Raw genomic sequence first — 24007 nt, 5'->3', positions numbered from 1 at the left:
CCCGGCCGGGTCGGCGGTGGCCGGACGCGCCGGTGTGCGCGGAGCCGCGAGGAGGCCGCGATGATCGTCGATGCGGTGCTGGGCGCCCTCGGGGGGTTGGCCGGGCTGGGGGCGATCTGGGCGGCCTTGAGCATCAGGGTGGTCCAGCAGTTCCAGAAGGGCGTGGTGTTCCGCTTCGGCCGCGTGCGCGACGAGGTGCGTCAGCCGGGGCTGGTGGCGCTGGTGCCGATCGCGGACCGCCTGCGCCGGGTGAACGTGCAGATCGTGACGATGCCGGTCCCGGGGCAGGAGGGCATCACCCGGGACAACGTGACCGTGCGGGTGGACGCGGTGGTCTACTTCCGGGTGGTCGACCCGGTGAAGGCGACGGTCAACGTGCAGGACTACAACTTCGCGATCTCCCAGGTCGCGCAGACCTCGCTGCGCTCGATCATCGGCAAGAGCGAGCTGGACGACCTGCTGGCCAACCGTGAACCGATCAACCAGGGGCTCGAGTTGATGATCGACAGCCCGGCTCTGGGCTGGGGCATCGAGATCGACCGGGTGGAGATCAAGGACGTCGCGCTGCCGGAGTCGATGAAGCGCTCGATCGCCCGCCAGGCGGAGGCCGAGCGGGAGCGGCGCGCGCGGATCATCACGGCGGACGGCGAGTACCAGGCGTCGGCGCGGCTGTCGGAGGCGGCGGCAGTGATGAGCGCGACCCCGGCCGCGCTCCAACTGCGGCTGCTGCAGACCGTGGTGGAGGTGGCGGCCGAGAAGAACTCCACCTTGGTGCTGCCCTTCCCGGTGGAGCTGCTGCGCTTCCTGGACAGCGCGACCGAGGTCCAGCAGCGGAACCTGCTGACGGCTGCCGCGGCCGCCGCCGGGGCGAAGGCCGCGGAGGAGGCGGTGGAGACCGGGGAAGTCCCCGACGACACGTTCGAGCGGGAACCGGACCGGCACGAACTCCCGCCCCTGGAGGAGGTGCTGGAGCGATCCCCGTTGAAGGACCCCGACCCGCCGACCCCGCCGATACCGCCGACCCCGCCGGTGCCCCCGGGGCCGGACGGGAGGGCAGAACCCGACGGGGGCGGCGAGCCGCAACCCGAGGCCTGAGGGCGCCCAGTGGCGTCGGCCACCCGCCCGGATCAGGATGGACAGGGGAGACAGCCAGGTCAGGAGGCGGACCATGACCAAAGCCAGCGACATCATGCACCCGGGCGCGGAGTGCATCCGCGAGCACGAGACGCTCGCCGCCGCCGCCCGGATCATGCAGGAACGCGACGTGGGCGCCCTGCCCATCTGCGGGGCGGGCGACAAGCTGCTGGGCATCGTGACCGACCGCGACATCGTGCTGCGCTGCGTCGCCGAGGGCCGTGACCCGGCGTCGGTGACGGCGGGCGAGCTGGCGCAGGGGCGTCCGATGACGGTGGAGGCGGACGAGGACACCGAGCAGGTGCTGCGGGTGATGGAGCAGTACCGGGTGCGCCGGCTGCCGGTGATCAACCACCCCGAACACAAGTTGGTCGGCATGATCAGTGAGGCGGACATCGCGCGCGGTCTGCCGCAGGCCCGGGTCGCCGAGTTCGTCTCCGCGGTCTGCGCGGAGGAGACGCCGACGGCGTCCGCCCAGGGCTGACGCCGCCGTACGGCCACGGCCCCGGCCCACGGCCCCGGCCCCCACCCCGGCGAGGGTGGGGGCCGGGGCCGCGTGGTCGGTCGCGGGGCTCGGCGGACCGCGGCGCGGTGGCCTAGCCGGCCGACTCCCGCAGGGCCCGGGCGAGCAGTTCCGCCAGGTGCAGGGCCTTCCTGCCGTCGCCGAGTTGGGCGATCTGGGTGCGGCAGCTGAAGCCGTCGGCCAGCACCACCGTGTCCGGCCCGGCGGCCCGGAGCTCCGGCAGCAGCACGCGCTCCGCGATCGCCTCGGAGACCTCGAAGTGGCCCCGTTCGAAGCCGAAGTTGCCCGCCAGGCCGCAGCAGCCGGAGTCCAGCACCCGGTTGTCCAGGCCGATCCGGGCCTCCACCCGGCGGTCGGCGGCGGAGCCGAGTACCGCGTGCTGGTGGCAGTGGGTCTGGGTGACGGCGGCGAGCGGGACGTCGGGCAGCGGCGCGTCCGGCGCGTACTGGTCGAGGAACTCGGCGAAGGTGCGGGTGCGTTCGGCGAGCGGGCGGCCGTCCGAGCCGAGGAGCCGGGGCAGGTCCTCGCGCAGGGTGGCGGTGCAGCTCGGGTCCAGGCCGACCACGGGGGTGTCGGGCGGGAGCGCACCGGGCGCCGATGCGTCGGCCGCCAGTACGCGCAGGCTGCGGCGCAACACCCTTCGGGCGGTCGCAAGTTGGCCGGTGGAGTACCAGGTGAGCCCGCAGCAGACCGGGCCCGAGGGCAGTCGGACGTCGAAGCCCAGGTGCTCCAGCACCTCGACGGCCGAGCGCAGCACGTTCGGCTGGAGGTGGTCGGAGAAGGTGTCCGGCCACAGCAGCACCGGGCGCGCGCCGGGCGGCGCCGGGTGCGCGGCGCGGTGGCGGCGGTACCAGGCGGTGAAGGTCTCGGGCGGGAAGACGGGCAGCACCCGGCGCGGGTCGATCCCGCCGAGCCGCTTGAGCGGGCCGCGGAGCGGGGAGCGGGCCAGCGCGTTGGCGGCCCCCGGGGCGAGGGCGGCGGCCCGCAGCCAGAGCGGCAGCCAGCCCATCGAGTAGTGCGCGAGCGGGCGCGGCCGGTGCCGGTAGTGCTGGTGGAGGAACTCGGCCTTGTAGGTCGCCATGTCGACGTGGACCGGGCAGTCGCTCGCGCAGCCCTTGCAGCTCAGGCAGAGGTCGAGCGCCTCCCGGACCTCCTCGGAGCGCCAGCCGTCCGGGATGGCCTCCCCCCGCAGCATTTCGGCCAGCAGCCGCGCCCGTCCCCGGGTGGAGTGCCGCTCCTCGCCGGTCGCCATGTAGCTCGGGCACATCACCCCGGTGGTCGGGTCCACGCACTTGGCGACGCCCACGCAGCGGTGCACCGCCTTGGCCAGGCTGCCGCCGTCCTGTTCGTACGGCAGCGCCAGTGGCAGCGGGCGGCGCGGGGCGGTGACGAAGCGCAGGTCGGCGTCGAGCGGGCGGGGGTCGACCAGGGCGCCGGGGTTGAGCAGGTTCTCCGGATCCCAGATCCGCTTGAACGCGCCGAACAGGTCGATGACCTCGGGCGGGTACATGCGCGGCAGCAGTTCGGCCCGGGCCTGGCCGTCGCCGTGCTCGCCGGAGAGTGAACCGCCGTACGAGACCGCCAGGTCGGCCGCCTGTTCCAGGAACTCCCGGAAGACCAGTACCCCTTGGGGCTCGTCCAGCGGGAAGTCGATCCGCAGGTGTACGCAGCCGTCGCCGAAGTGCCCGTACGGGACGCCGCGCAGGCTGTGCCGGCGCAGCAGGGCGCGCAGGTCCCGCAGGTAGTCGCCGAGCCGTTCCGGCGGGACGGCGGAGTCCTCCCAGCCGGGCCAGGCCTGCCCGCCGCCGGGGAGGCGGGTGACGATGCCGGCTCCGGCCTCGCGGACGGCCCAGAGCTGGCGCTGCTCGGCGGGGTCGGTGACCAGGGCGACGGCGGCGGAGCGCTCGCGACGCACCGCGTCGGCGAGTCGGCGGGCGGCCTGGTAGGCCTCCAGCGGGGTGGCGCCGCCGGTCTCCAGGAACAGCCAGCACTCGCCGGCGGGGAGCCGGTCCAGCGCGGGCGGGCGGGGGCCGGCCGCGAGCAGGGCGGTGACCAGGTCGGCCGCCATGCCTTCCGCGGTGAGCGGCCCGAACGGCAGCAGCGCGGGGACGGCGTCGGCGGCGGCGCCTTCGTCGGGGTAGCCGGCCACGACCAGGGCGCGGGCGGGCGGGTCCTCGACGAGGCGGACGGTGGCGGCGAGCAGCAGTGCGCAGGTGCCCTCGGTGCCAGTGAGCGCCCGGGCGAGGTCGTGGCCGTGTTCGGGCAGCAGCGCGTCCAGGGGGTAGCCGGAGGTGCGGCGCGGCAGCCGGGGCATCCCCTGGCGGATGGCGGCGAGGTTGCGTTGGGTGAACTCCTGGAGCTGCCGGTGGAGCTCGCCGGGCCGCCCGGGCAGTTCGGCGAGTTCCGCGCGCTCCCGGCCGGTGAGCGGGCCGCCGACGGTCAGCTCGGTGCCGTCGGCGAGCAGCAGCTCCAGCTGCTCGACGTTGTCGGCGGTGCGCCCCCAGGCGAGCGAGTGGGAGCCGCAGGAGTCGTTGCCGATCATGCCGCCGATGGTGCAGCGGCTGTGCGTGGACGGGTCCGGGCCGAAGCGCAGCCCGTACGGCCTGGCGGCGCGCTGGAGGTCGTCCAGGACGGTGCCGGGCCGGACGCGCGCGGTGCGGGCCTGGGGGTCGATCTCCAGCACCTCGCCGAGGTGGCGGCGGAAGTCCAGCACCACGGCGCCCGGACCGATCGCCTGGCCGCCGATGCTGGTCCCGGCTCCGCGCGCGACCACGGGCACCCGGTACCGGCGGCACAGCGCCAGCGCGGTGCGCACGTCGTCCGGGTCGGCGGGTTTGACCACGCCGAGGGGCAGGTGCCGGTAGTTGGACGCGTCGTGGCTGTACACGGTCCGTTCGGCGGCGCCGAACCGGACCTCCCCGCGCAGGACGGAGGCCAGCTCACGGGCCAGCTCGGCGCCGGGGACGGCGGACGGACGGCTCACCAGGGCCTCCCGGAGGGGGTGCGACGATGCGACGACGGCTGCGCCGATCATGGCAGCCGCGGCGCCCCCGGGGCACCGGGCACGACCGGGCCGGGCCGACGGGTTACCGCGTCCGGTGGGGCGCCCGGCGCGCTTCCGGCCGGCTCAGCTCCGGCCGGTTCGCTTCCGGCGGCTCATTTCCGCCCGGTGAGCGTGCCGCGCGCGATGTGGGAGAGCTTGGCGACCTCGAACGCCGGATAGGCGCCTCCCGCCAGCAGGGAGAACTTGATCCCTTCGCGGCCGCCCGGCCGCCGGTGGCCGGGCGGCTGGAAGCGGCGGTGGTGCTCGGCGGCCCGGTGGAAGAACTGGGGCCGCTCGGCGCGGGTGACGCAGCCGGCGAGGTCGAAGACGAACAGGTAGTGCCGGATCATCCGGACGAACAGGGCGTCCCGTACCGCGTACAGGTGCGGCTGGTCCTCCACCAGGGCGAAGCTGCGCTCGTACTGGTCGAAGAGGTCGAAGACGCTGCTGCCCGGGCCGCTCGCCGGGTGGACGGTCTCCCGGCGGCGCAGCTGGACGCACTCGCGTGCCAGCACGGCGGCCGTCTGCGCGCCGAACAGCGCCGCGTGCGCCACCGGGACCTCCTCGTAGCGGCCGGGCGGGAAGGCGAGGGCCAGCTCCTCCCAGTGGCCGCGGCGGATCAGCCGGTCCCAGACCAGCGGCGGCGCGCCGAACAGCGCGGGCCGGTCGAAGGGCGCGAACACCTCGGGGCCGGCCTCGGCGAGCAGCGCCTCGGCTCCGCCGGGCCAGTCCCGGTCCTGGTGCCGGCGGGAGTGGCCGAACAGCAGCACGTCCACCGGGCCGGTCTGCTTGAGGCGGTCGGCGAGCGTACGGAGGGCGTCCCGGGGCAGCAGGTGGTCCGCGTCGAGGAACAGCAGGTAGTCGCCGACGGCCCGGGCGGCCCCGGCGTTGCGGCTCACTCCGACTCCGACCGCCGCGTTCAGGTGCAGCACGGACACCCGGGGATGCCGGGCCGCGTAGGTGTCGGCGAGGGCGCCCGCCGTCTCGGGGGAGCGGTCGGCGACCACGATCACCTCGACGTCGGCCAGGGACTGCGCGAGCAGTGAGTCCAGGCAGTCGGCGAGCTGTTCGTGCTGGTCGTAGGCGGGGAGCACGACGCTGATCAGGGGTGAGGCCATGACGCCGGAGCGTAAGAGGGCCCGCGAACGGTGGCAAAGCCCTGACGGCCCGTAATTCCTGGCAATCAGTGCAAATCGTACGACCGTACGCCATATCTTCACGTCGCCTTCCGGACGCGTCCACGTCAGGCCGGGCTCGGGTCGGCGGGGCGGGGTGGGGCGGCAGTCGGCTCGGCGGCCGGGCCGGGCCGGGCCGGGACACGGACCACCGGCCCGGCCGGTGGTCCGAGCCGGAACGGGCCGGGGCCCGCGACGCGGAGGTGCGTCGCGGGCCCCGGGGGCGCCGACCGGGTGGCGGCGGCTCAGTACCAGTGGTGGGTCTGCCAGAACGACCACGCGGCGCAGGGGCTGCCGTAGCGGGTGTTCATGTAGTTCAGGCCCCACTTGATCTGGGTGGCCGGGTTGGTGCGCCAGTCGGCGCCCGCGGAGGCCATCTTGGAGCCCGGCAGGGCCTGGACCAGGCCGTAGGCACCGGAGGAGGCGTTGACGGCCAGCGGGTTCCAGCTGCTCTCGCGGAAGACGATGTTGCTGAAGCACTGCAGCTGGCCGCCCGGGACGATCTGTGCGGCGATCTGCTGGGGGCTGCCGGAGTAGGCCGGTGCGCTGTCGAGGTTCTGGCGCTCCTGGGAGCGGGAGGCGGCGGCGTCCGCGTCGGCCTTGGCCTTGGCGTCCGCCTGGGCCTTCGCCTCGACTTCGGCCTGGGCCTGCGCCTGCGCCTGGGCCTGGGCCTGGGCCTGGGCCTGGGCGGCGGCGTCGGCCGCGGCCTTGGCCTGGGCGTCCTGGGCGGCCTGCTGGTCAGCGGCAGCGGTGTCAGCCTGGGCCTGGTCGGCGGCCGGCTTGCCGTCCACCGAGACGGCGGCCGCGGGGGCGGCGGCGTCGGCGGTGTTCCCGGCCTGCGGGACGGCGAGGGCGGCGGTGGCGGCGCTCGCGACCACGAGGGTGGCGATGCCGGTGATCAGGGAGTTGCGGCGGGCATGGCTGAGCTGCATGAAGCGGGCGTTCCTTTTCCGTCGGGGGCCGTGCCGGTGGGCCGGGCACGGGCATCGCGCGGGCTCCGGGTGGGCGGGGCCCGCGCGGCCGTCCGGGACGGCCGTGGCGCCCCGGCGGAGAGCGGCGGGGCGGGCGGGCTGCGCGGCGGACCGGGTGGACCGGGGGGCTGCGCTGCCTGGCGACGGGCCATTCTTGGCAGGGCGCGGGACGGGTGGCAAAGGCGCTCGCTACTACGGCGCGTAGTGCACGCTGGGCGGCCAGGGCGCGGTCCGCCGAGGCATTTGGCGCATTTGTCCGAGTTGGCCGCCCGCGGGTTCCGCCTCTGGGGTGGCGGAGGAACCGCAGGGCGACAGGCGCGGTGGCCTGCGTTCTTCAGGCCGGGCGCGGCCCGGCCGGGCCGGACCGGCATGCGGCGGTCGCGGTCGGCCGGAGCCGCCGCCGCGGCCGTCCACTATCGGGGGTCGTAGGTGCCGGACGCCCTGTGGGCGGCCTCACACGGCAGGTGGCCCGACATCGGCGCAGCGTGAGCGGACGGTCACGGTGCCGGGAGCAGGGCGGGCGGAAAACGGAACCGGGCCCGGGGCCTCCGCAACGGCTCCCGGGCCCGGCGTTCCCGCGCGGTGTGGGGTGGATCAGGATTCCGCCGCCACCGCGGCCCGCTGCCGTCGGCCCACCACGACCGAGGCCGCGAGCACGATCGCCGCGGCGACCAGTGACAGGTACATCTGCTTGCGCCCGTCGGCGTCGGTGAACATGTACGCCACCACGAACCCGATCATGCCGATCGCCGTCCAGGTCAGGTACGGGTACAGCCACATCCGGACGGTCAGCCGCTCGGGCATCTCGCGCTCGATGATCCGGCGCATGCGCAGCTGGGAGAAGCAGATCACCAGCCAGACGAAGAGCGCGACGGCGCCGGAGGAGTTGAGCAGGAAGGCGAACACGGTGTCCGGCGAGGTGTAGTTGAAGAAGACGGCCACGAAGCCGAAGACCACCGAGGAGAGGATGGCCACGCGGGGCACGCCGCGCGAGGTCACCGTCGCGAAGACCTTCGGGGCGTCGCCGCGCCGGCCGAGCGAGAAGGCCATCCGGGAGGCCGTGTACATCCCGGAGTTGAGGCAGGAGAGCACCGCGGTCAGGACGATCACGTCCATCACCTGGCCCGCGTGCGGGATGCCCACGTGGTTCAGCACGGCGACGTAGGGGCTCTCCTTGACCGCGGCGCTGTCCCACGGCAGCAGGGTGACCACGAGCAGGATCGAGCCCAGGTAGAAGATGCCGATGCGCCAGATCACGCTGTTGGTGGCCTTGGAGACGGCCTTCTCCGGGTCCTCCGACTCGCCGGCCGCCAGGGTGACGATCTCGCTGCCCATGAAGGCGAAGACCACGGTGAGCATGCCGGTGAACACGGCGCCCACCCCGTGCGGCAGGAAGCCGCCGTGGCCGGTCAGGTTCTCGGCGCCGACCGCGTGGGTGCCGGGCATCAGGCCGAAGGCGGCGAGGGTGCCGATCACCAGGAACGCGGCGATCGCGACCACCTTGATCCCGGCGAACCAGAACTCGAACTCGCCGTAGGAGGCCACCGAGAAGAGGTTGGTGGCGGTCAGCACCGCCATCACTATCAGCGCCCAGCCCCACTGCGGCACGCCGGGCACCCAGTTGTTGAGGATCTTCGCGCCGGCCGTCGCCTCGACGGCGAGCACCACGACCCAGAAGAACCAGTACAGCCAGCCGATGGTGAATCCGGCCCACCGGCCCAGCGCGCGGTCCGCGTACGCCGAGAACGAGCCGCTCTGCGGGTCGGCCGCGGCCATCTCGCCGAGCATCCGCATCACCAACACGACCAGCACGCCGGCCAGGGTGTAGGAGAGCAGGATGCCCGGGCCGGTGGACGCGATGCCCGCGCCGGAGCCGACGAAGAGGCCGGCGCCGATCACGCCGCCGATGGCGATCATCGACAGGTGGCGGTTCTTGAGACCGGCCTTCAGGTGGCCGTCGCCGGGTCCGTGCGGCCCTGCCTCGTGGGGAGCCGGGTCGGCTGCCGTCGGCTTGGTGGTGTTCGCACTCATCTAGGGGTGCCCTGTGCCTTTCCAGCGCGGCGACCCTCGGCTCGTCGCGCCAGAGGGTGGGGGGACAGACCCGCGCATTGCGGTGCAACCTAACTTCTACGCCCGGGTATCGGAACAAGGCTTTGATAACTGTTCGCTCACCGGACACAAAAGGCCAGGTCAAGTGGGGTGCACGGGCGTGAACCCGGGCGTCGGAAAGCTCAGATCTGACGCATCGTCAGCCAGGCTGGGGCCGGAGCTCCCGCAGGCCGAGCACGACGACCCCGGGATCCCGCCCCGGCGGGCGGCCGGTGTGCCGGGCGGCCAGGATCCGCGGGATGTCGCTCTCCTGCGAGTATCCGGGCACCACCGTGACCTCGTCCTCGCGCACCTCTCCGAAGGCGGTGTAGGTCACCCGGTACGTCGTGCGGTCCGGGGGCGGGGCCTGGCCGGGCCGGGGTGTGGCGGTCATCCGCATCGACCTCCTCGGCTCATTGTCGACCCGTCGGCCGGGGCGGTGTCGCCTCGGGCCGGGCTCGCTGTGGCCAATCGGGGCAAATCCGGGCAAAGTGGGACTCTCGGGGCATTCGTCGGTGCCTCCCAGAGCGTTCTCGGCGCGGTCCGTTCCCGGCGCCGGTCAGGAGCGACCCCATGCAGACCACCTGGAAGGGGACGATCAGCTTCGGGCTGGTCAGCATCCCCGTCCACCTCTACTCCGCGACCCAGGAGCACGACGTCCCGCTGCACCAGGTGCACGCCAAGGACGGCGGCCGGGTACGGATGAAGCGCTACTGCGAGCGGGAGGAGAAGGAGGTCCCGTACGCGGAGATCGCCAAGGGCTACGAGTCCCCCGACGGGCGGACCGTCACGCTCAGCGACGGCGACCTCGCCGACCTGCCGCTGCCCAGCAAGAAGATCATCGACGTGCTGGCCTTCGTGGACGAGGGCGAGATCGACCCGCTGATGTTCTCCAAGGCCTACTACGTGGGCGTCGCCGACAAGGCGGCCGCCAAGCCGTACGCACTGCTGCGCGACGCGCTCACCGAGTCCGGCCAGATCGCCGTCACCAAGATCGCCCTGCGCACCCGGGAGTCCCCCGCGGTGCTGCGGGTGCACGACAACACGCTGGTGCTGCAGACCTGCATCTGGCCCGACGAGGTCCGCCCGGCGGCCGGCATCGCACCCGAGGACGACGTCACCGTCCGGCCGCAGGAGCTCAAGATGGCGCGGTCGCTGATGGACACCCTCTCCGAGGACTTCGACCTGTCCCAGTTGCACGACGACTACCAGCAGGCGCTGCAGCAGGTGATCACCGCGCGGCTGGAGGGCGTCGAGATCCCGCACGAGGAGGAGTCCGGCGAGGCGCCGGACAACGTCATCGACCTGATGGAGGCGCTGCGCAGCAGCCTCAAGCAGGCCAAGGGCGGCCGCGGTCCGGCCGGCGGGCCGCAGGGCGAGGCGGAGCCGGAGGGCGCGTCCGAGGAGGAGGAGCCCGCGCCGCGCAAGCGCGCTCCGGCGAAGAAGAGCCCTGCGCCGGCCGCCAAGGCCGGTTCGAAGACCGCTTCGACGACCGCTTCGACGACCGCGTCGGCGAAGAAGACCGCGTCGGCGAAGACCACCACGTCGGCGAAGGCCTCGACGGCGGGGTCCTCCTCGGCGAAGGCGTCCCCGGCGAAGAAGACCACCAGCCGGAAGTCCGCGGCTCCGCGCAAGGCCTCCTGACCCCCCAAGGCCAGGCTTTCCCTCCCGTCCAGCATTGGAGGCGACCCCCGATGGACCTGCTGACCTACAAGGAACTCGAAACCGGCCCCACGGCCCCGGCGAACCCGAGCCTCGGGCACCGGGCCTGGAGCTGGCTGCTCACCCTCAGCCCGACGGTCGTGACGTTCATGATCGCGCTGTCGGTCGGCCTCGGCATGATCGCCACCCAGGTGAGCCTGCTGCCGGTCATGGTGCTGATGGCGATCTTCTGGGGCCTCACGGTCATCGCCATGGTCGGCGTGATCGCCCGCTGGATGACCCCCGGGCGGGGCAGGCACCGGATGGCGGCCTGACCCCGGCGGGGGTTCGGCACGGGCCGGGAGTCCTCAGCCGATCCACACCGTGGTGACGTTGCAGAACTCCCGGATCCCGTGCCCGGACAGCTCCCGTCCGAAGCCGGAGCGCTTGACGCCACCGAACGGCAGCGCCGGGTGGGAGGCCGTCATCCCGTTGAAGAACACGCCGCCGGCCTGGATGTCGCGCACGAAACGCTCCTGCTCGTCTCCGTCCGTGGTCCAGACGTTGGCGCTGAGGCCGAACGGGGTGTCGTTGGCGAGGGCCACCGCCTCGTCCAGGTCGGCGACCCGGTAGACGGTGGCGACCGGGCCGAAGGTCTCCTCCTGGTGGATCCGCATCGCCGGGGTGATGCCGGTCAGCACCGTCGGCTCGTAGAACCAGCCCGTGTCCCAGCCCTCCGGGCGCCCGCCGCCGCACTCCACCCGGGCGCCGTGGGTGCGGGCGTCCTCGACGAGTTCCTCCAGGTCGTCCCGGCCCTGGCGGCTGGCCAGCGGGCCGACGTCGGTGGCCTCGTCCATCGGGTCGCCGACGCGCAGCGCCCGCATCGCCTCGGTGAAGCCGGCGGTGAAGCGGTCGTAGACGTCGGCGTGCACGATGAAGCGCTTGGCGGCGATGCAGGACTGGCCGTTGTTCTGCACCCGGGCCCGGACGGCGGTGCGCACCGCCGCGTCCAGGTCGGCGCTCGGCAGCACCACGAACGGGTCGCTGCCGCCCAGCTCCAGCACGGCCTTCTTGACCTCGTCCGCCGCGGTGGACGCGACCGCCCGTCCGGCCGGCTCACTGCCGGTGAGGGTGACCGCGGCGACCCGGCGGTCCCGGATCACGTCCTCGACCGCGCCCGAGCCGATCAGCAGGGTCTGGAAGCAGCCCTCCGGGAATCCGGCCCGCAGGAACAGCGACTCGAGTGCCAACGCCGTGCGCGGCACGTTGGACGCGTGCTTGAGCAGGCCCACGTTGCCCGCCATCAGGGCCGGCGCGGCGAACCGGATCACCTGCCAGAACGGGAAGTTCCACGGCATCACGGCCAGCACCGGCCCGAGCGGGCGGTAGCGGACGTAGGCACGGGCGGCGCCCGAGTCGGAGACGTCGTCCGGCGCCGGGTACTCGTCGGCGAGCAGTTCCTCGGCGTGGTCCGCGTACCACCGCATCGCCTTCGCGCACTTGGCGGCTTCGGCCCGGGAGGCGGCGAGCGGCTTGCCCATCTCCTCGGTCATGGTGCGGGCGATCGCCTCCAGGTCCTCGTCCAGCAGGTCGGCGGCGCGGCGCATCAACCCGGCACGGGCGGCGAGCGGGGTGGTGCGGTGGCTGTGGAAGGCGGCTTCGGCGCGGGCCAGCCGCTGCTCGATGCCGTCCGCGTCGAGCGGTTCGAAGGTCTCCAGGGTCTCGCCGGTCGCGGGATTGACGCTGGCGATGGGCATGCGGGGCTCCCGAGGGGTCGTGGGTCCGGTGGCGTCTGCCCTCACACCCTCCCCGACGGCCCGGCCCCGGGCACGCCACCGCTGCCCGGCGTGTCCCGCCGGGCAGCGGTGGGGTCCGTCACTCCCTCGGGGTCACTCCCTCACGGGGCCCCGGGCGCGGCCACGCGGGCGCTGTCACTCCGGCAGCGACTCCACCCGGGCCGCCGCCTCCCGGGCCCGGGCGCCGGCCCTGGTGCGTCCGGCGGTCACCTGCCGGGTGGGGAAGCGGTGCAGGTACTCGGCCTCCAGCTGACCGGTGCGCAGCGTGTGCCGCTTCAACGCCTCCTCCGAGCCGTACAGGAAGGTCTCGTGGCGCGTGCGGTGCAGCTGCTCCAGCTCGTGCAGGAGCGTGTCGTTGCCCAGAGCGTGCGGGGAGATGCCCTCGGGCCGGATGTGTGTGGCGTCGGCGTGCCGCATCTCGGTTCCTCCTCGGCGGAATCCCCCTCTTGTACCGGGTGCCCGGTGCCCGGCACCGGTACACCCGGTTCGGTCGGGCGGTAGTGCACAAGAGTCATTGTGAAAGGAGTGTCGTACAAGAGCCCTTGTACATATGATCCTCCCATGGACGACACGACGGGCCGCACGGCCCACGCCTCGGAGCGGCCGGCCGGCCCCCCGGCCCCGGACCGACCGCGCGGCGCCCGGGAGATCCAGGACTCCCGGGTGCTCGCCGCCCTCACCCATCCGCTGCGCCGCCGACTGCTCGACCTGCTCAAGGTCGAGGGCCCGGCCACGGTCGGGAAGCTCGCCGGCCGCACCGGGCAGGCGGTCGGGAACGTCAGCCACCACCTGAAGGTGCTGGCGGAAAGCGCACTGATCGAGGAGGCGCCCGAACTCGCCCGGGACCGCCGGGAGCACTGGTGGCGGCTGGCCGACCGCGAACTCAGCTGGACCAGGGCCGACTTCGACGGCGATCCGGTCGCCGAGGCGGTCGCGGACGCGGCCGGATCGATCCTGCTGGAACGCCAGGTCGAGCTGGTCCGCGAGTGGTCCGCGCGGCGCGGCGGATACGGGACCGACTGGCGGGACGGCTGCTCGGTGGCCACCCAGACCTGGCTTCGGCTGACCCCCGAGGAGGCCCGGGAGCTGGCGGCGGACCTGCACGCGGTGATCCAGAAGTGGGCGCACCGGCCGGTGCCCGAGGACGGGCGGGACCGCGAGACCGTCCTCGCCTTCGCCCACAGCGTCCCGGCCAAGCCGTGACCGCCGCCGTCGCCCCGCCGCCCGCAAACCCTTCGAGCCCCGCCAGCCCTTCGAGCCCCGCAAACCCTTCGAGCCCCGGACTCCCTGAAGCCTCCGAGGCCCCTGAAGCCTCCGGAGCCTCCGAAGCCCGCTCCCGCTGGGGCCTGTTCGCCCAGCGCGACTTCCGGCTGCTGTGGGCGGGGCAGACCGTCAGCCGACTGGGCAGCAGCGTCACCACCGTCGCGCTGCCGCTCGTCGCGGTGCTCACCCTGGACGCCGGGCCGCTCGCCGGCGGCCTGCTGACCAGTGCGATCTGGCTGCCGTGGCTGCTGTTCGGCCTGCCGGCCGGGGTGTGGGTCGGCCGGATGCCCAGGCGGGCCGTGATGATCGGCTGCAACCTCGGCTCCGCCGCGCTGTTCGCGAGCGTGCCGGTGGCGGGCTGGTTCGGCGTGCTCACCATGGCTCAACTGCTGGCCGTGGCCCTCCTCAGCGGGGCCTGCTCGGTGTTCTTCGACGCCGCCGACCAGGCGTACCTGCCCGAGCTGGTGGCGCCGGAGGACCTGATCGAGGGCAACGCGAAGCTGGCGGGCAGCGGCTCGGCGGCCGAGGTCGCCGGGCGAGGACTGGCCGGTCTGACCGTCCAACTCGTCGGCGCGGCCGCCGGGTTGCTCATTGACGCAGTGAGCTTCCTGATCGCGGCCGGCGCCCTGCTGCGGATCCGCGCCCGACCGGAACCGGTGGTCCACCAGCAGGCGGCCATGCCCGGGCAGGTCCGGGAGGGGCTGTCCTTCCTGCTGCGCGACCCGTACCTGCGTGCCTTCCTGTGCTTCGGCGCGGCCGCGAACTTCGCGCTCATGGGCTACCAGGCGATCCTCGCCCTGTTCCTGGTCCGGGAGGCCGGGATCGCCCCGGCCTGGGTCGGTGTCCTCGCCTCCGCCGCCGCGGTCGGCGGCGTGCTCGGTGCGCTGGCGGCCCGCCCGCTGTGCCGCCGGTTCGGGACGGCGCGCGGGGTGCGGATCGTGCTGCTCGCCGTCGTACCGTTCGGGCTGCTGATGCCACTGGCCGGGCCGGGTGCCGGGACGGCGCTGTACGTGGTCGGGTCGGTCGCGGTCGTCGCGGCGGTCGTGCTCTGCAACATCGTGCTCGGCAGCTTCCGGCAGTCCTACACCCCGCCCGAACTGCTCACCAGGGTGACGGCCGGCTCGATGTTCGCCGTCCATGCCACCATTCCGCTCGGCGCGCTGACCGGCGGCGTCCTGGGCGCGGTGATCGGGCTGCGGGCGACGATGTGGGTGATGACCGGCCTGCTCACGCTGTCCGGCACGCTGCCGCTGCTGTCGCCGCTGCGCACCCTCCGGGAACTGCCCGCGGCGCCCCGGAGGCCCCAGGCGCCCCACGGCTCGGGAAGATCGTAGGATGAATCCTTCCGTACCTACCTACCTCCCGGTTCCTCCCGCTACCGCTCGGACAGATCGCACATGCCGCTTCCCAAGGCCGAACTCCACCTCCACATCGAAGGCACCCTCGAGCCCGAACTCGCCTTCGAACTCGCCGCCCGCAACGGGGTCGAGCTGCCCTACGCCGACACCGGGGAACTGCGCACCGCGTACTCCTTCAGTGACCTGCAGTCCTTCCTGGACCTCTACTACGCCCTGATGGCCGTGCTGCGCACCGAGGACGACTTCGCCGACCTCGCCGACGCCTACCTGGCGCGCGCAGCCGACCAGGGCGTGCGGCACGCCGAGATCTTCTTCGACCCGCAGGCGCACACCGCGCGCGGAGTGCCGCTGGGCGTCGTGGTGGACGGCCTGACCCGGGCGCTGTCGCGCAGCGAGGAGCGGTACGGCATCAGCACCCAGCTGATCATGTGCTTCCTGCGGGACGAGTCGGCCGAGTCCGCGCTGGAGACCTTCGAGGCCGCCCGCCCGTACTTCGACCGAATCGCGGGCATCGGCCTGGACTCGGCCGAGGTCGGCAACCCGCCGGCGAAGTTCCGCGAGGTGTACCGCCGGGCCGCCGAGGCCGGGCTGCGGCGCGTGGCCCACGCGGGTGAGGAAGGCCCGGCGTCGTACATCACCGAGGCGCTGGACGTCCTCGGCGTGGAGCGGATCGACCACGGGCTGCGGTGCCTGGAGGACGGCGAACTGGTGGCCCGCCTGGTTCGCGAGCAGATCCCGCTGACCCTCTGCCCGCTCTCCAACGTCCGCCTGCGCTGCATCGACACGCTCGCGGACCACCCGCTGCGCGAGATGCTGGACGCCGGGCTGCTGGTCACCGTCAACTCCGACGACCCGGCCTACTTCGGCGGCTACGTCGAGGACAACTTCCGAGCCGTCCACGCCGCCCTCGGCCTCGACCAGGAGACCCTGCGCAGGCTGGCCGCCAACTCCTTCCGCGCCTCGTTCGTCAGCGAGCGGCGCCGGGCCGAACTCCTGGCGGAGGTCGAGGCGTTCGTCTTCTGACCGGTGTGCCGGCGCACCGGTGTACGGACGCGGACCCGGCCCCGCAGGCCGGGCCGCCGCCCGCCCCGGCGGACCGGGAGGGCGGCGGCCGGGGATCAGACCAAAGTGCTCCAGTAGTACCAGAACCGGTTGAGGACCAGCAGCGCGACCACCGCGTACCCCAGTGCCGGAACGACCCAGTGGTAGCGGGCCGCCTCCCGGACGACCACTCGCAGGCGCGGGCCCGCCGGGATCACCCCGGAGCGCAGGTTGTGCAGCGTGGTGTACCAGAACAGCGGGATCACCGTGGCCCACACGACCATGCAGTACGGGCAGAGCGCCCCGATCCGGTAGAGCGCCTGGTACATCAGCCAGCTCACGAAGCCGATCCCGAAGACCGTCCCCGCCTGCAGGCCGAGCCAGAACCAGCGCCGGTACGAAGCCCCGGCCAGCAGCCCGGCGCCGACCGCGACCACCACCCCGAAGGCGAGCAGCCCGATCAGGGAGTTGGGGAAGCCGAAGGCCTCGGCCTGCTCGCTGCGCATGATCGAACCGCAGCTGATGATCGGGTTGATGTTGCAGCTGGGGACGTACGACGGATCCTTCAGCAGCCGGATCTTGTCCAGGGTGAGGACCGCCGAGGCGAACAGCCCGACCGCGCCGCCGATCAGCAGCAGCCAGGCGAACGGGCGGCCCGCTCCGTACACCCGCCGCGTGGCGGGGGCGGGGGCCGGGGCGGTGGTGCCGGGGCCGGCGGCCGTCACCCGGTCACCTGCTTGACCATCGCGGTGAACTGCTCGGGCGAGACGGCCCTGCCGTCGGAGAGGACGTCCAGCTTCCTGCCGTCCAGCTTGACGGTCGGAGTGCCGGTCACGCCACTCTTGTCGAACTCCTCGTTGACCTTGGCCGCCCACGGCGCGTAGGTGCCGTCCTGGACGGCCTTGACGAAGGCGTCGGTCTTCAGCCCGGGCACCCGGCCGGCCAGGTCCAGCAGGTGGTTGACGTCGCCGAAGGAGTCGCTGCGCTCGTCGGGCTGGTTGGCGTACAGCACGTCGTGGAACTGCTTGAACTTGTCCACGCCCTCGTTCAGCGCGGCACCGGCGGCGGCCAGCGCGGTGCGCGAGCCCTTGCCGCCGAGGTTCTTGTCGAGGAACGTCGCCAGGTGGTACTCGATCTTGTACGTGCCGCCGTCGGCGAGCTGCTGGACAGCAGTGCCGGTGGTGGTCTCCAGCTGCTCGCAGAACGGGCAGCGGAAGTCCTCGTAGACCTGCAGGGTGTGCGGGGCGTCGGCCTTGCCGTAGATGATCACCGTGCCGCCGTCGCCGCTCGCGTTGGCCGGGACGACCAGCGGGCCGCTCGCGGCGGCGTCCGAGCCGGAACCGGACGGGCCGCCGACGGCGAAGGCCACGCCCGCGGCGAGCGCGAGGACGGCGGCGGAGGCGGCGCCGACCACGATCCGGCGGCGGATCCGGTCGGAGCGCTCGGTCCGGGCCCGGGCGGTGCGCATGCGCTCGGTGGCGGAGGCGTTGTCGGTCTTGCGGGTGTTGCTCATGGGGTGTCGTCCTGTGCTCTCGAACGTGCGGAGGGGCAGGCGCGGCCGGGGGACGGGGCCTGCGCGGGCAGGGAGAGGACCGGCTGGGCGGCGCGGGGGCTCGGGCGATGCCGGCTCGGGCGACGCGGGCGCTTGGACGGCACGGGCGCGCGGGTGGCGCGGGCGCGTGGTGGCGCCGGTCTCAGACGGTCGGGGCGTACACCGGCGGACCGCGCCGGACGGCCGGACGGACGACGACGTCCTCGGCGGGGACCAGCACCCGACTGGCCCGGGGGAACGGCACCCGTGCCGCCGGGCGGCCCGGGACGGGCGCCGCGAGCAGCAGCAGCCAGCGGGCCGCGGCCGGAAGGTGGCGGTGCAGGAACTCGCCCAGCATCCCGACGGCCCGGGCGAGGCCCGCCAACGCGGCGTCCGCGCGGTGCAGCCAGTACGCGCCCGCCAGCGCGATCACCGCGTGCAGCAGCAGGAGCAGCAGCACCCCGGTCTGCTGGGAGACGCCGTGGCCGAGCAGGAAGCCGCCGAGCGAACCGCCGCCGCACAGCAGCGGCTGGAGGCCGTGCCCGGCGCCGGGCGGCAGGGAGGGGCAGGCGGACTGGGCGACGTCGAAGAGCGCGCCGGCGCCCAGTTGCAGGGGCACGAACACCGCTGCGATCGCCGGGTAGCCGCGCTCGCGGCCGGCGAGCGCGAAGGCCGCCGCGAACACGGCGACCGATGCCAGGAGCATCGGGCCGACCGGCAGCGTGCGGCCGGTGACCAGCACCTGGCCGAGCCCGGCGAGCAGCACGACCAGCGCGGCGAAGACCGCCGCGCGGAGCGTCCTGGTGACCGGGCCGATGTCCATGGCATCCGAGTGTGCCACAGGTGGACCGGGAGACGGCCGGGTCCGCGGTGCGCTGTGAAGAGCCTCACCACCCGCGCTGAGCTGGTCTTATGCGCTTCTTACCGGTCGGTGTCGCCCGCCGTCGGGTCGGCGCCGGTCGGCTCGCGGTGGTCGGTCGGGGGTCGGTGGTCGGCCGGTGCGTGACGGTCGGCCGGTGTGTGGTGGTCGGCCGCGCTCACCCGGGCCTCGACCAGCTCGCGGAAGTGCTGCAGGTCCTCCCGGACCGTCCGCTCGATCGCCCCGGCCAGGGCGAAGCCGCGCGGCCCGCCGAACACCCGGTGCAGCGCGTCCGGGTCGTACTCCACCCGGATCTGCAGCCGGGTGTGCCGGGCGTCGAGCGGCAGCAGCGCGAAGGCGCCGCTCAGCCGGAGGGGGTCCAGGGTCCGCCAGGCCATCACCCGCCCCCGGCCACGGTCGGTGATCTCGGTGTCGACCGAGCGCTCGGCGCCGTCGACGTCCACCCCGAGGTGGGCGAGGTTGCGTCCGTGCGGTTGGGCGCTGCGGACGCCGTCGACGAACCGGGGGTAGTCGTGCACGCGGTGCAGCTGCTCCCAGGCGGCGAGGGCGGGGGCGGTGATGTCGATCTGTTCCTCAAGGGTGCTCATGGTGGGGAGGCACCTCCTCCGTTCCAGCCTGCTCTTCGGGGCGGGGGTGGGGCAAAGGGGAACCCGGGCACGGAACGGCACCATGGGCGGACGGCGGACGGCGGACGGCGGACGGCGGACGGCGGACGGCGGGCGGCGGGCGGCGGGGTGCGGGAGACTGGGCGCATGCCGGAGCTGCCCGAGGTCGAGGCGCTGAGCGCCTTCCTGTCCGAGCGGCTGACCGGGCGCGTGATCGCCCGCGTGCAGCCGGTGGCGATCAGCGCACTGAAGACGTACGACCCGCCCGTGACGGCGCTGGAGGGGCGGACCGTCGGCCCCGTGACCAGGCGCGGCAAGTTCCTGGACATCGAGGCCGGCGGGCTGCACCTGGTGGTGCACCTGGCCCGCGCCGGGTGGCTGCGCTGGAAGGACAGCCTGCCCGCCGAACCGCCGCGCCCCGGCCCGAAGAACCCGCTCGCGCTGCGACTGCGCCTGGACGGCGAGGCCGGGGACGGCTTCGACCTCACCGAGGTGGGCACGAAGAAGGGGCTCGCGGTCTACGTGGTGGCGGATCCGGCCGAGGTGCCGGGCGTGGCCAGGCTCGGCCCCGACCCGCTGGACCCGGACTTCACCCTGGACGACTTCGCCGCGCTGCTGCGGGACGACCGGCGCCGGATCAAGGGCGTGCTGCGGGACCAGAGCGTCCTGGCGGGCGTGGGCAACGCCTACTCGGACGAAGTGCTGCACGCGGCCCGGATGTCGCCGTACAAGCTCGCGTCCGGCCTGACCGAGGAGGAGACGGCGCGGCTGTGGGACGCGCTCGGCAGCACGCTGCGGGACGCGGTGGAGCGCTCGCGCGGGCTGGCGGCGGGGGAGCTGAAGGCGGAGAAGAAGATCGGACTGCGGGTGCACGGCCGGACCGGTCAGCCCTGCCCGGTCTGCGGGGACACCGTTCGGGAGGTGTCCTTCGCTGACTCCTCGCTGCAGTACTGCCCGACCTGCCAGACCGGCGGCAAGCCGCTGGCGGACCGGCGGATGTCGCGGCTGCTGAAGTGAGGGGCCCCCGGCCGTGGGCCCCGCCCGCCACCGCCTGCCCGCCACCGCCTGCCCACCACCGCCCGCCACGCCCGCCTGCCCGCCACCGGCTCGGCGACTCCCCGGGTCGGGGGCTCGGGGGCTCAGCGCTTGACGGCGACGCCGCCCCAGTAGTACGCGGCCTTCGGGTCGGCCGGGGGCTCGCCGTCCGGGCGCCAGGCCAGGACCGGGGCGACGCCGGGCTCGACCAGGTCCCAGCCGTCGAAGAACCGGACCACGTCGTCGTAGCCGCGCGGCACCAGGGTCATCCCCCCGGCCCGGGCGGCCTCGGCGACCTTGCCGACGGCCTCCGGGTCGAAGTCCGGGGTGGGGGTGGTCAGGGCGAGGCAGCTCCCGGCAGGCAGGGCGTCGCGCAGCGCGGCGACCCGCCCCCACGGGTCGTCCTCGTCGGCGATCAGCATCAGCACGGCGATCATCAGCAGGCCGACCGGCCGGGTGAGGTCGAGGGTCGAGGTGAGCGCCGGGTCGGCGAACAGCTCGTCGGGTTCGCGCAGGTCGGCGTGGATGTAGGTGGTGCGGCTGACCGGGCTGGAGACCATCAGCGCGCGGGCGTGGGCGAGCACGATCGGGTCGTTGTCGACGTAGACGACCCGGGTGCCGGGGCTGACGGCCTCGGCGATCTCGTGGGTGTTGGGGGAGGTGGGGATGCCGGTGCCGAGGTCGAGGAACTGGCGGATGCCGTGCTCCCGGGCCAGGTGGCGGACGGCCCGGCCCTGGAAGGCGCGGTTGGCCTTGGCCATCTCCTTGACGCTCGGCACGGCCTGTTCGATGGCCTGCCCCATGGCGCGGTCCGGCGGGAAGTTGGTCTTGCCGCCGAGCCAGTAGTCGTACACCCGGGCAGAGTGCGGGGCGGTGGTGTCGACGCCGAAACGTTCCCACTGGCTGGGCTCGGCGGCTTCGGCGTCCTGCGGGCCCGGGTGGGGGAAGTCCTGACTCGTCGTCATGGCCACGTCCTCTGATGGCAGATCATCACACTGGGGAAGCCACAGCGTAGCGGTCCGGTCGGGGGCTGGGCGCCCGGTCGGGAAGGCTGGTGGAAGGCCCCGGGAGACGGGGAGCGCGGCCGGTCGGCTTTGGGCCGTCGGAGTGGTGATCGGGTCCGTCGGAGTTGCCGCCGGGGAGCGGCGGCGACGGCCGGGGGAAGCATTCACAATGCTGTCAGATCGTCAGATTACTTCGCGAAGATTGTTGCTGGTCGCGGCCGGGATGTCCCTACTGGGGGCGGCCGCCGGTTGCCGGAGCCCCTGGAGCGGCGGGGAGGCCGCCGCCGAGGTGGGCGTGGCCGAGAGCGCCCTCCCGGTGGAGCCGGCCGGGCCCGGGGGCGACGCACCGGCCGCGTCGTCCGCCGCCGCGACGGGCGCCCCGTCGGCGGCTCCCTCGTCGGCGCCGCCGTCCGGCTCCCCTGGGGCCGCCTCGGCAGGGGCCGCCTCCCCCTCGGCCGCCGCGCCGAGCGCGGTGCCCGTGCACAAGGTGCTCACCGAGGCGGAGAGCAAGCCGGTGTACGAGCTGGACGCGGCGCGGCGGGTGGTGGCGCTCACCATCGACGACGGGCCCGACCCCCGGTACACGCCCACGGTGCTGGCGCTGCTCCAGCAGCACGGGATCCGGGCGACCTTCTTCCTGATCGGCGAGAACGCCGTCGAGCACCCGGAGCTGGTGCGGGAGATCGCCGACCACGGCCACCACATCGCCAACCACACCTGGACCCATCCGGACCTGCGGAGCCTGTCCGATACCAAGGTGCGGGACGAGCTGGTGCGCACCTCCGACCTGCTGCACCGGACCACCGGCCGGCTGCCCGCCTGGTTCCGCGCGCCGGGCGGGGACTGGTCCCCGGCGTCGCTCAAGGTGGCCGCCGACCTCGGGATGCGGAACATGGCCTGGTCGGTGGATCCGAGGGACTGGGCCCGGCCGGGGACCTCGGCGATCACCGACCGGATCCTCAAGGACGTCCGGCCCGGGTCGATCGTGCTCAACCACGACGGCGGCGGGGACCGTTCGCAGACGGTGGCGGCGCTGAAGGCGTACCTGCCGGTGCTCATCGACTCGGGCTACTTCTTCACGGCTCCGCCGAACTGAGCGGTTTGGCGAGTGGACGGCCGAGGTCATGGGTTTTCTGCTTAAACCACTCGAAAGGGTGGATTGGAAGAACCGTTTCTGCGGATTTCGGGCTTCTAGGGTGATCTCGCACCACTTCACACCGGTACCGCCGGGTGCCACCTGAAAGGCTTTCACTCATGCGTCTCCGCAACACCGTCCTCGCCGTCGCGAGTGCCGCCGCTCTCGTGCTCGCCACCCCCGTCTCCGCGAACGCCGCCACCGGCGACTTCCTCTACAAGGTCGGCCCGGGAGTCCCCACCGGCCTGGCCGACCCGCAGAGCCGTGAGTGCATCAACCTTCCGGGGACCACCGAGGAGGACCCGGGCTTCGCGCCGGCGAACCTCACTGACTCGACGGCCACGGTCTTCCTCGACTTCGACTGCTCCGGAGACGTCTTCTACGCGATGAAGCCCGGCAAGAGGCTCGGCGACCGGCTGAAGCTGCGCTCCGTGGTCTTCTCCTGAGCTCCCCGAGGCCGACGGAACCGCTTTCCGCCCGGGACGGCCCGGTGATCGGTGACCGATCACCGGGCCGTCCGCCTGTCCGGGAGCCGACGCTCGCGGCGTCGGCGCAGCGGATGCCCGACGACCCCGGGGTGGCCCGCAAGCGATGGCGGACGTACGTTCGAAGTGTCCGGCCCGTCTGTGGTGCGCCGGTGCGTGCGCGCCCGGAGGCCCGGTCCGTACAGCCCTGGGCGGAACGAAGGAGGGCGCGGGATGAGCGGCAACGGCTACGCACACCCCGAGGCGCTGGTCGCCACCGAATGGCTGGCCCGCCACCTGGACGACGGCACGGTCCGGGTCGTCGAGGTCGACGAGGACACCACCGCGTACGACCGGGACCACATCCCTGGCGCCGTCGGCTGGAACTGGACCACCGACCTGCACAGCCGGGTCGGCCGCGACTACGCCGACCGCGAGGGCGTCCAGCACCTGCTGCGGGCGGCCGGGGTCGAGGATGACACCACCGTGGTGCTGTACGGCGGCAACAACAACTGGTTCGCGGCGTACGCCTACTGGCTGCTGCGGCTGCGCGGCTTCGGGCCGGTGCGGCTGCTGGACGGCGGGCGCAAGAAGTGGGAGCTGGAGGGCCGCGAACTCACCCAGGAGGTGATGGACTACCAGCACACCGCCTACCGGCTGAGCGGACCCGAGCGGCCCGAGCTGCGGGCGCTGCGGGACGAGGTGCTGGCCAAGGCCGAGGTGTTCGCCAAGCCCGGGACCGACGCGGTGCTGGTGGACGTCCGCTCGCCCGCCGAGTTCCGGGGTGAGCTGATCGCACCGCCGCACCTGCCGCAGGAACAGGCGCAGGTGCCCGGGCACATCCCGGGGGCGGTCAACATCCCCTGGTCGCAGGCGGCCAACGACGACGGGTCGTTCCGCTCGGCGGAGGAGCTGCGGGCGCTGTACGGGGGCAAGGGGGTGGAGGCGGAGCACGAGGTGATCGCCTACTGCCGGATCGGCGAGCGGTCCGCGCACACCTGGTTCGCGCTCACCGAGTTGCTGGGGTACCCGCACGTCAAGAACTACGACGGCTCCTGGACGGAGTACGGCTCGCTGGTGCGGGCGCCGGTGGCGCTCGGGGGCTGAGCGGCGGGTGGGGCTGAACTGGCCAGTGGGGCTGGGGTGGCCAGCGTGCCTGGGGTGACGGGCGGGGCGGTGTGACGGCGTTGCGGCACAGGTGCGGCACCGGCATTTCGGCGCGTTTCTTTTCATGAACATCTCACAATCGGGGAGTGAGCCGGGGATCACCGGGACAAGGATCGATCCGACCCATCGTTCCGGTGATCCCTGGAGGACCAC

23 protein-coding genes are annotated in these 24007 nt (G+C 73.6%); 11 read left to right on the top strand and 12 right to left on the bottom strand.

Going from position 1 to position 24007, the window contains the following annotated elements; genetic code table 11:
• Nucleotides 1–60: 60 nt before the first annotated feature.
• Together IF30_RS42060 and IF30_RS0127265 are read left to right on the top strand one after the other, a co-directional pair.
• Nucleotides 61–1095: a slipin family protein gene (locus IF30_RS42060; RefSeq protein WP_051711284.1), complete on the top strand. Its 1035-nt coding sequence runs from the start codon at nt 61–63 to the stop codon at nt 1093–1095.
• Nucleotides 1096–1168: 73 nt separating this feature from the next.
• Nucleotides 1169–1618, top strand: a complete 450-nt coding sequence (locus IF30_RS0127265) for a CBS domain-containing protein (protein WP_030243334.1) — start codon at nt 1169–1171, stop codon at nt 1616–1618.
• Nucleotides 1619–1730: 112 nt separating this feature from the next.
• Here the strand turns inward: IF30_RS0127265 and IF30_RS0127260 are convergent, their stop codons facing one another.
• The 5 genes from IF30_RS0127260 to IF30_RS0127240 form a co-directional block, all read right to left on the bottom strand.
• Nucleotides 1731–4691, bottom strand: a complete 2961-nt coding sequence (locus IF30_RS0127260; protein WP_078891733.1) for an FAD-binding and (Fe-S)-binding domain-containing protein — start codon at nt 4689–4691, stop codon at nt 1731–1733.
• A gap of 122 nt (nt 4692–4813) precedes the next feature.
• The gene (locus IF30_RS50335; protein ID WP_051711282.1) at nt 4814–5818 is read right to left on the bottom strand and encodes a glycosyltransferase family 2 protein; all 1005 of its coding nucleotides are present in this window, start codon (nt 5816–5818) and stop codon (nt 4814–4816) included.
• A gap of 302 nt (nt 5819–6120) precedes the next feature.
• Nucleotides 6121–6807, bottom strand: coding sequence for a transglycosylase SLT domain-containing protein (locus IF30_RS0127250; RefSeq protein WP_030243328.1), 687 nt, complete (start codon nt 6805–6807; stop codon nt 6121–6123).
• Between the two features lie 633 nt (nt 6808–7440).
• Nucleotides 7441–8877: an amino acid permease gene (locus IF30_RS0127245; protein WP_030243326.1), complete on the bottom strand. Its 1437-nt coding sequence runs from the start codon at nt 8875–8877 to the stop codon at nt 7441–7443.
• 217 nt (nt 8878–9094) lie between these two features.
• Nucleotides 9095–9328: a hypothetical protein gene (locus IF30_RS0127240; protein WP_030243325.1), complete on the bottom strand. Its 234-nt coding sequence runs from the start codon at nt 9326–9328 to the stop codon at nt 9095–9097.
• Nucleotides 9329–9507: 179 nt separating this feature from the next.
• On the opposite strand from IF30_RS0127240, the gene IF30_RS0127235 reads away from it, so the two are divergent.
• Both IF30_RS0127235 and IF30_RS0127230 read left to right on the top strand, forming a co-directional pair.
• Nucleotides 9508–10578 carry a Ku protein gene (locus tag IF30_RS0127235; protein ID WP_030243323.1) on the top strand — a complete coding sequence of 357 codons (1071 nt, stop codon included), beginning with the start codon at nt 9508–9510 and terminating at the stop codon, nt 10576–10578.
• 50 nt (nt 10579–10628) lie between these two features.
• The gene (locus IF30_RS0127230) at nt 10629–10910 is read left to right on the top strand and encodes a hypothetical protein (RefSeq protein WP_030243322.1); all 282 of its coding nucleotides are present in this window, start codon (nt 10629–10631) and stop codon (nt 10908–10910) included.
• Nucleotides 10911–10943: 33 nt separating this feature from the next.
• On the opposite strand, the gene IF30_RS0127225 is transcribed toward IF30_RS0127230, so the two are convergent.
• A complete protein-coding gene (locus IF30_RS0127225) occupies nt 10944–12332 on the bottom strand; it encodes an NADP-dependent succinic semialdehyde dehydrogenase (protein ID WP_030243321.1) in 1389 nt (462 codons plus the stop codon).
• A 174-nt stretch (nt 12333–12506) separates the two neighbouring features.
• The gene (locus tag IF30_RS0127220; RefSeq protein WP_051711280.1) at nt 12507–12788 is read right to left on the bottom strand and encodes a DUF6158 family protein; all 282 of its coding nucleotides are present in this window, start codon (nt 12786–12788) and stop codon (nt 12507–12509) included.
• A gap of 144 nt (nt 12789–12932) precedes the next feature.
• On the opposite strand from IF30_RS0127220, the gene IF30_RS0127215 reads away from it, so the two are divergent.
• From IF30_RS0127215 to IF30_RS0127205, 3 genes are all read left to right on the top strand, one after another.
• Nucleotides 12933–13574 (top strand): ArsR/SmtB family transcription factor, encoded by a 642-nt coding sequence (locus tag IF30_RS0127215; RefSeq protein ID WP_078891732.1) that lies wholly within the window; start codon nt 12933–12935, stop codon nt 13572–13574.
• Nucleotides 13571–14968 (top strand): MFS transporter, encoded by a 1398-nt coding sequence (locus tag IF30_RS0127210; RefSeq protein ID WP_234322862.1) that lies wholly within the window; start codon nt 13571–13573, stop codon nt 14966–14968. Before IF30_RS0127215 ends, IF30_RS0127210 begins: the two co-directional genes overlap by 4 nt.
• Before the next feature lie 63 nt (nt 14969–15031).
• Nucleotides 15032–16015, top strand: coding sequence for an adenosine deaminase (locus tag IF30_RS0127205; protein ID WP_030243317.1), 984 nt, complete (start codon nt 15032–15034; stop codon nt 16013–16015).
• A gap of 95 nt (nt 16016–16110) precedes the next feature.
• On the opposite strand, the gene IF30_RS0127200 is transcribed toward IF30_RS0127205, so the two are convergent.
• The 4 genes from IF30_RS0127200 to IF30_RS0127185 all read right to left on the bottom strand — a co-directional run bounded on the left by IF30_RS0127200 (nt 16111) and on the right by IF30_RS0127185 (nt 19031).
• Nucleotides 16111–16758, bottom strand: coding sequence for a vitamin K epoxide reductase family protein (locus IF30_RS0127200; RefSeq protein ID WP_030243316.1), 648 nt, complete (start codon nt 16756–16758; stop codon nt 16111–16113).
• Nucleotides 16755–17546 carry a DsbA family protein gene (locus tag IF30_RS0127195; RefSeq protein ID WP_030243315.1) on the bottom strand — a complete coding sequence of 264 codons (792 nt, stop codon included), beginning with the start codon at nt 17544–17546 and terminating at the stop codon, nt 16755–16757. Before IF30_RS0127195 ends, IF30_RS0127200 begins: the two co-directional genes overlap by 4 nt.
• Before the next feature lie 181 nt (nt 17547–17727).
• Entirely contained in the window at nt 17728–18387 is a 660-nt protein-coding gene (locus IF30_RS43970) for a hypothetical protein (protein WP_051711279.1), read from the bottom strand.
• Between the two features lie 98 nt (nt 18388–18485).
• Entirely contained in the window at nt 18486–19031 is a 546-nt protein-coding gene (locus tag IF30_RS0127185; RefSeq protein WP_063752792.1) for an SRPBCC family protein, read from the bottom strand.
• Nucleotides 19032–19196: 165 nt separating this feature from the next.
• On the opposite strand from IF30_RS0127185, the gene IF30_RS0127180 reads away from it, so the two are divergent.
• Entirely contained in the window at nt 19197–20066 is an 870-nt protein-coding gene (locus tag IF30_RS0127180) for an Fpg/Nei family DNA glycosylase (protein ID WP_030243312.1), read from the top strand.
• Between the two features lie 122 nt (nt 20067–20188).
• On the opposite strand, the gene IF30_RS0127175 is transcribed toward IF30_RS0127180, so the two are convergent.
• Complete coding sequence (locus tag IF30_RS0127175) at nt 20189–21049, bottom strand: SAM-dependent methyltransferase (protein WP_037901358.1); 861 nt, start codon at nt 21047–21049, stop codon at nt 20189–20191.
• A gap of 334 nt (nt 21050–21383) precedes the next feature.
• Here IF30_RS0127175 and IF30_RS46985 point away from each other — a divergent pair, with 334 nt between their 5' ends.
• The 3 genes from IF30_RS46985 to IF30_RS0127160 all read left to right on the top strand — a co-directional run bounded on the left by IF30_RS46985 (nt 21384) and on the right by IF30_RS0127160 (nt 23794).
• Complete coding sequence (locus IF30_RS46985; protein WP_158835515.1) at nt 21384–22184, top strand: polysaccharide deacetylase family protein; 801 nt, start codon at nt 21384–21386, stop codon at nt 22182–22184.
• A 158-nt stretch (nt 22185–22342) separates the two neighbouring features.
• Complete coding sequence (locus IF30_RS0127165; protein ID WP_030243309.1) at nt 22343–22669, top strand: hypothetical protein; 327 nt, start codon at nt 22343–22345, stop codon at nt 22667–22669.
• Nucleotides 22670–22921: 252 nt separating this feature from the next.
• A complete protein-coding gene (locus tag IF30_RS0127160; protein WP_030243307.1) occupies nt 22922–23794 on the top strand; it encodes a sulfurtransferase in 873 nt (290 codons plus the stop codon).
• Nucleotides 23795–24007: the final 213 nt, after the last annotated feature.

This window comes from Streptomyces sp. NRRL S-350 (genome assembly GCF_000719705.1).
Classification (GTDB): Bacteria; Actinomycetota; Actinomycetes; order Streptomycetales; family Streptomycetaceae; genus Kitasatospora.
This window is presented reverse-complemented; position numbering and strand designations above follow the sequence as displayed.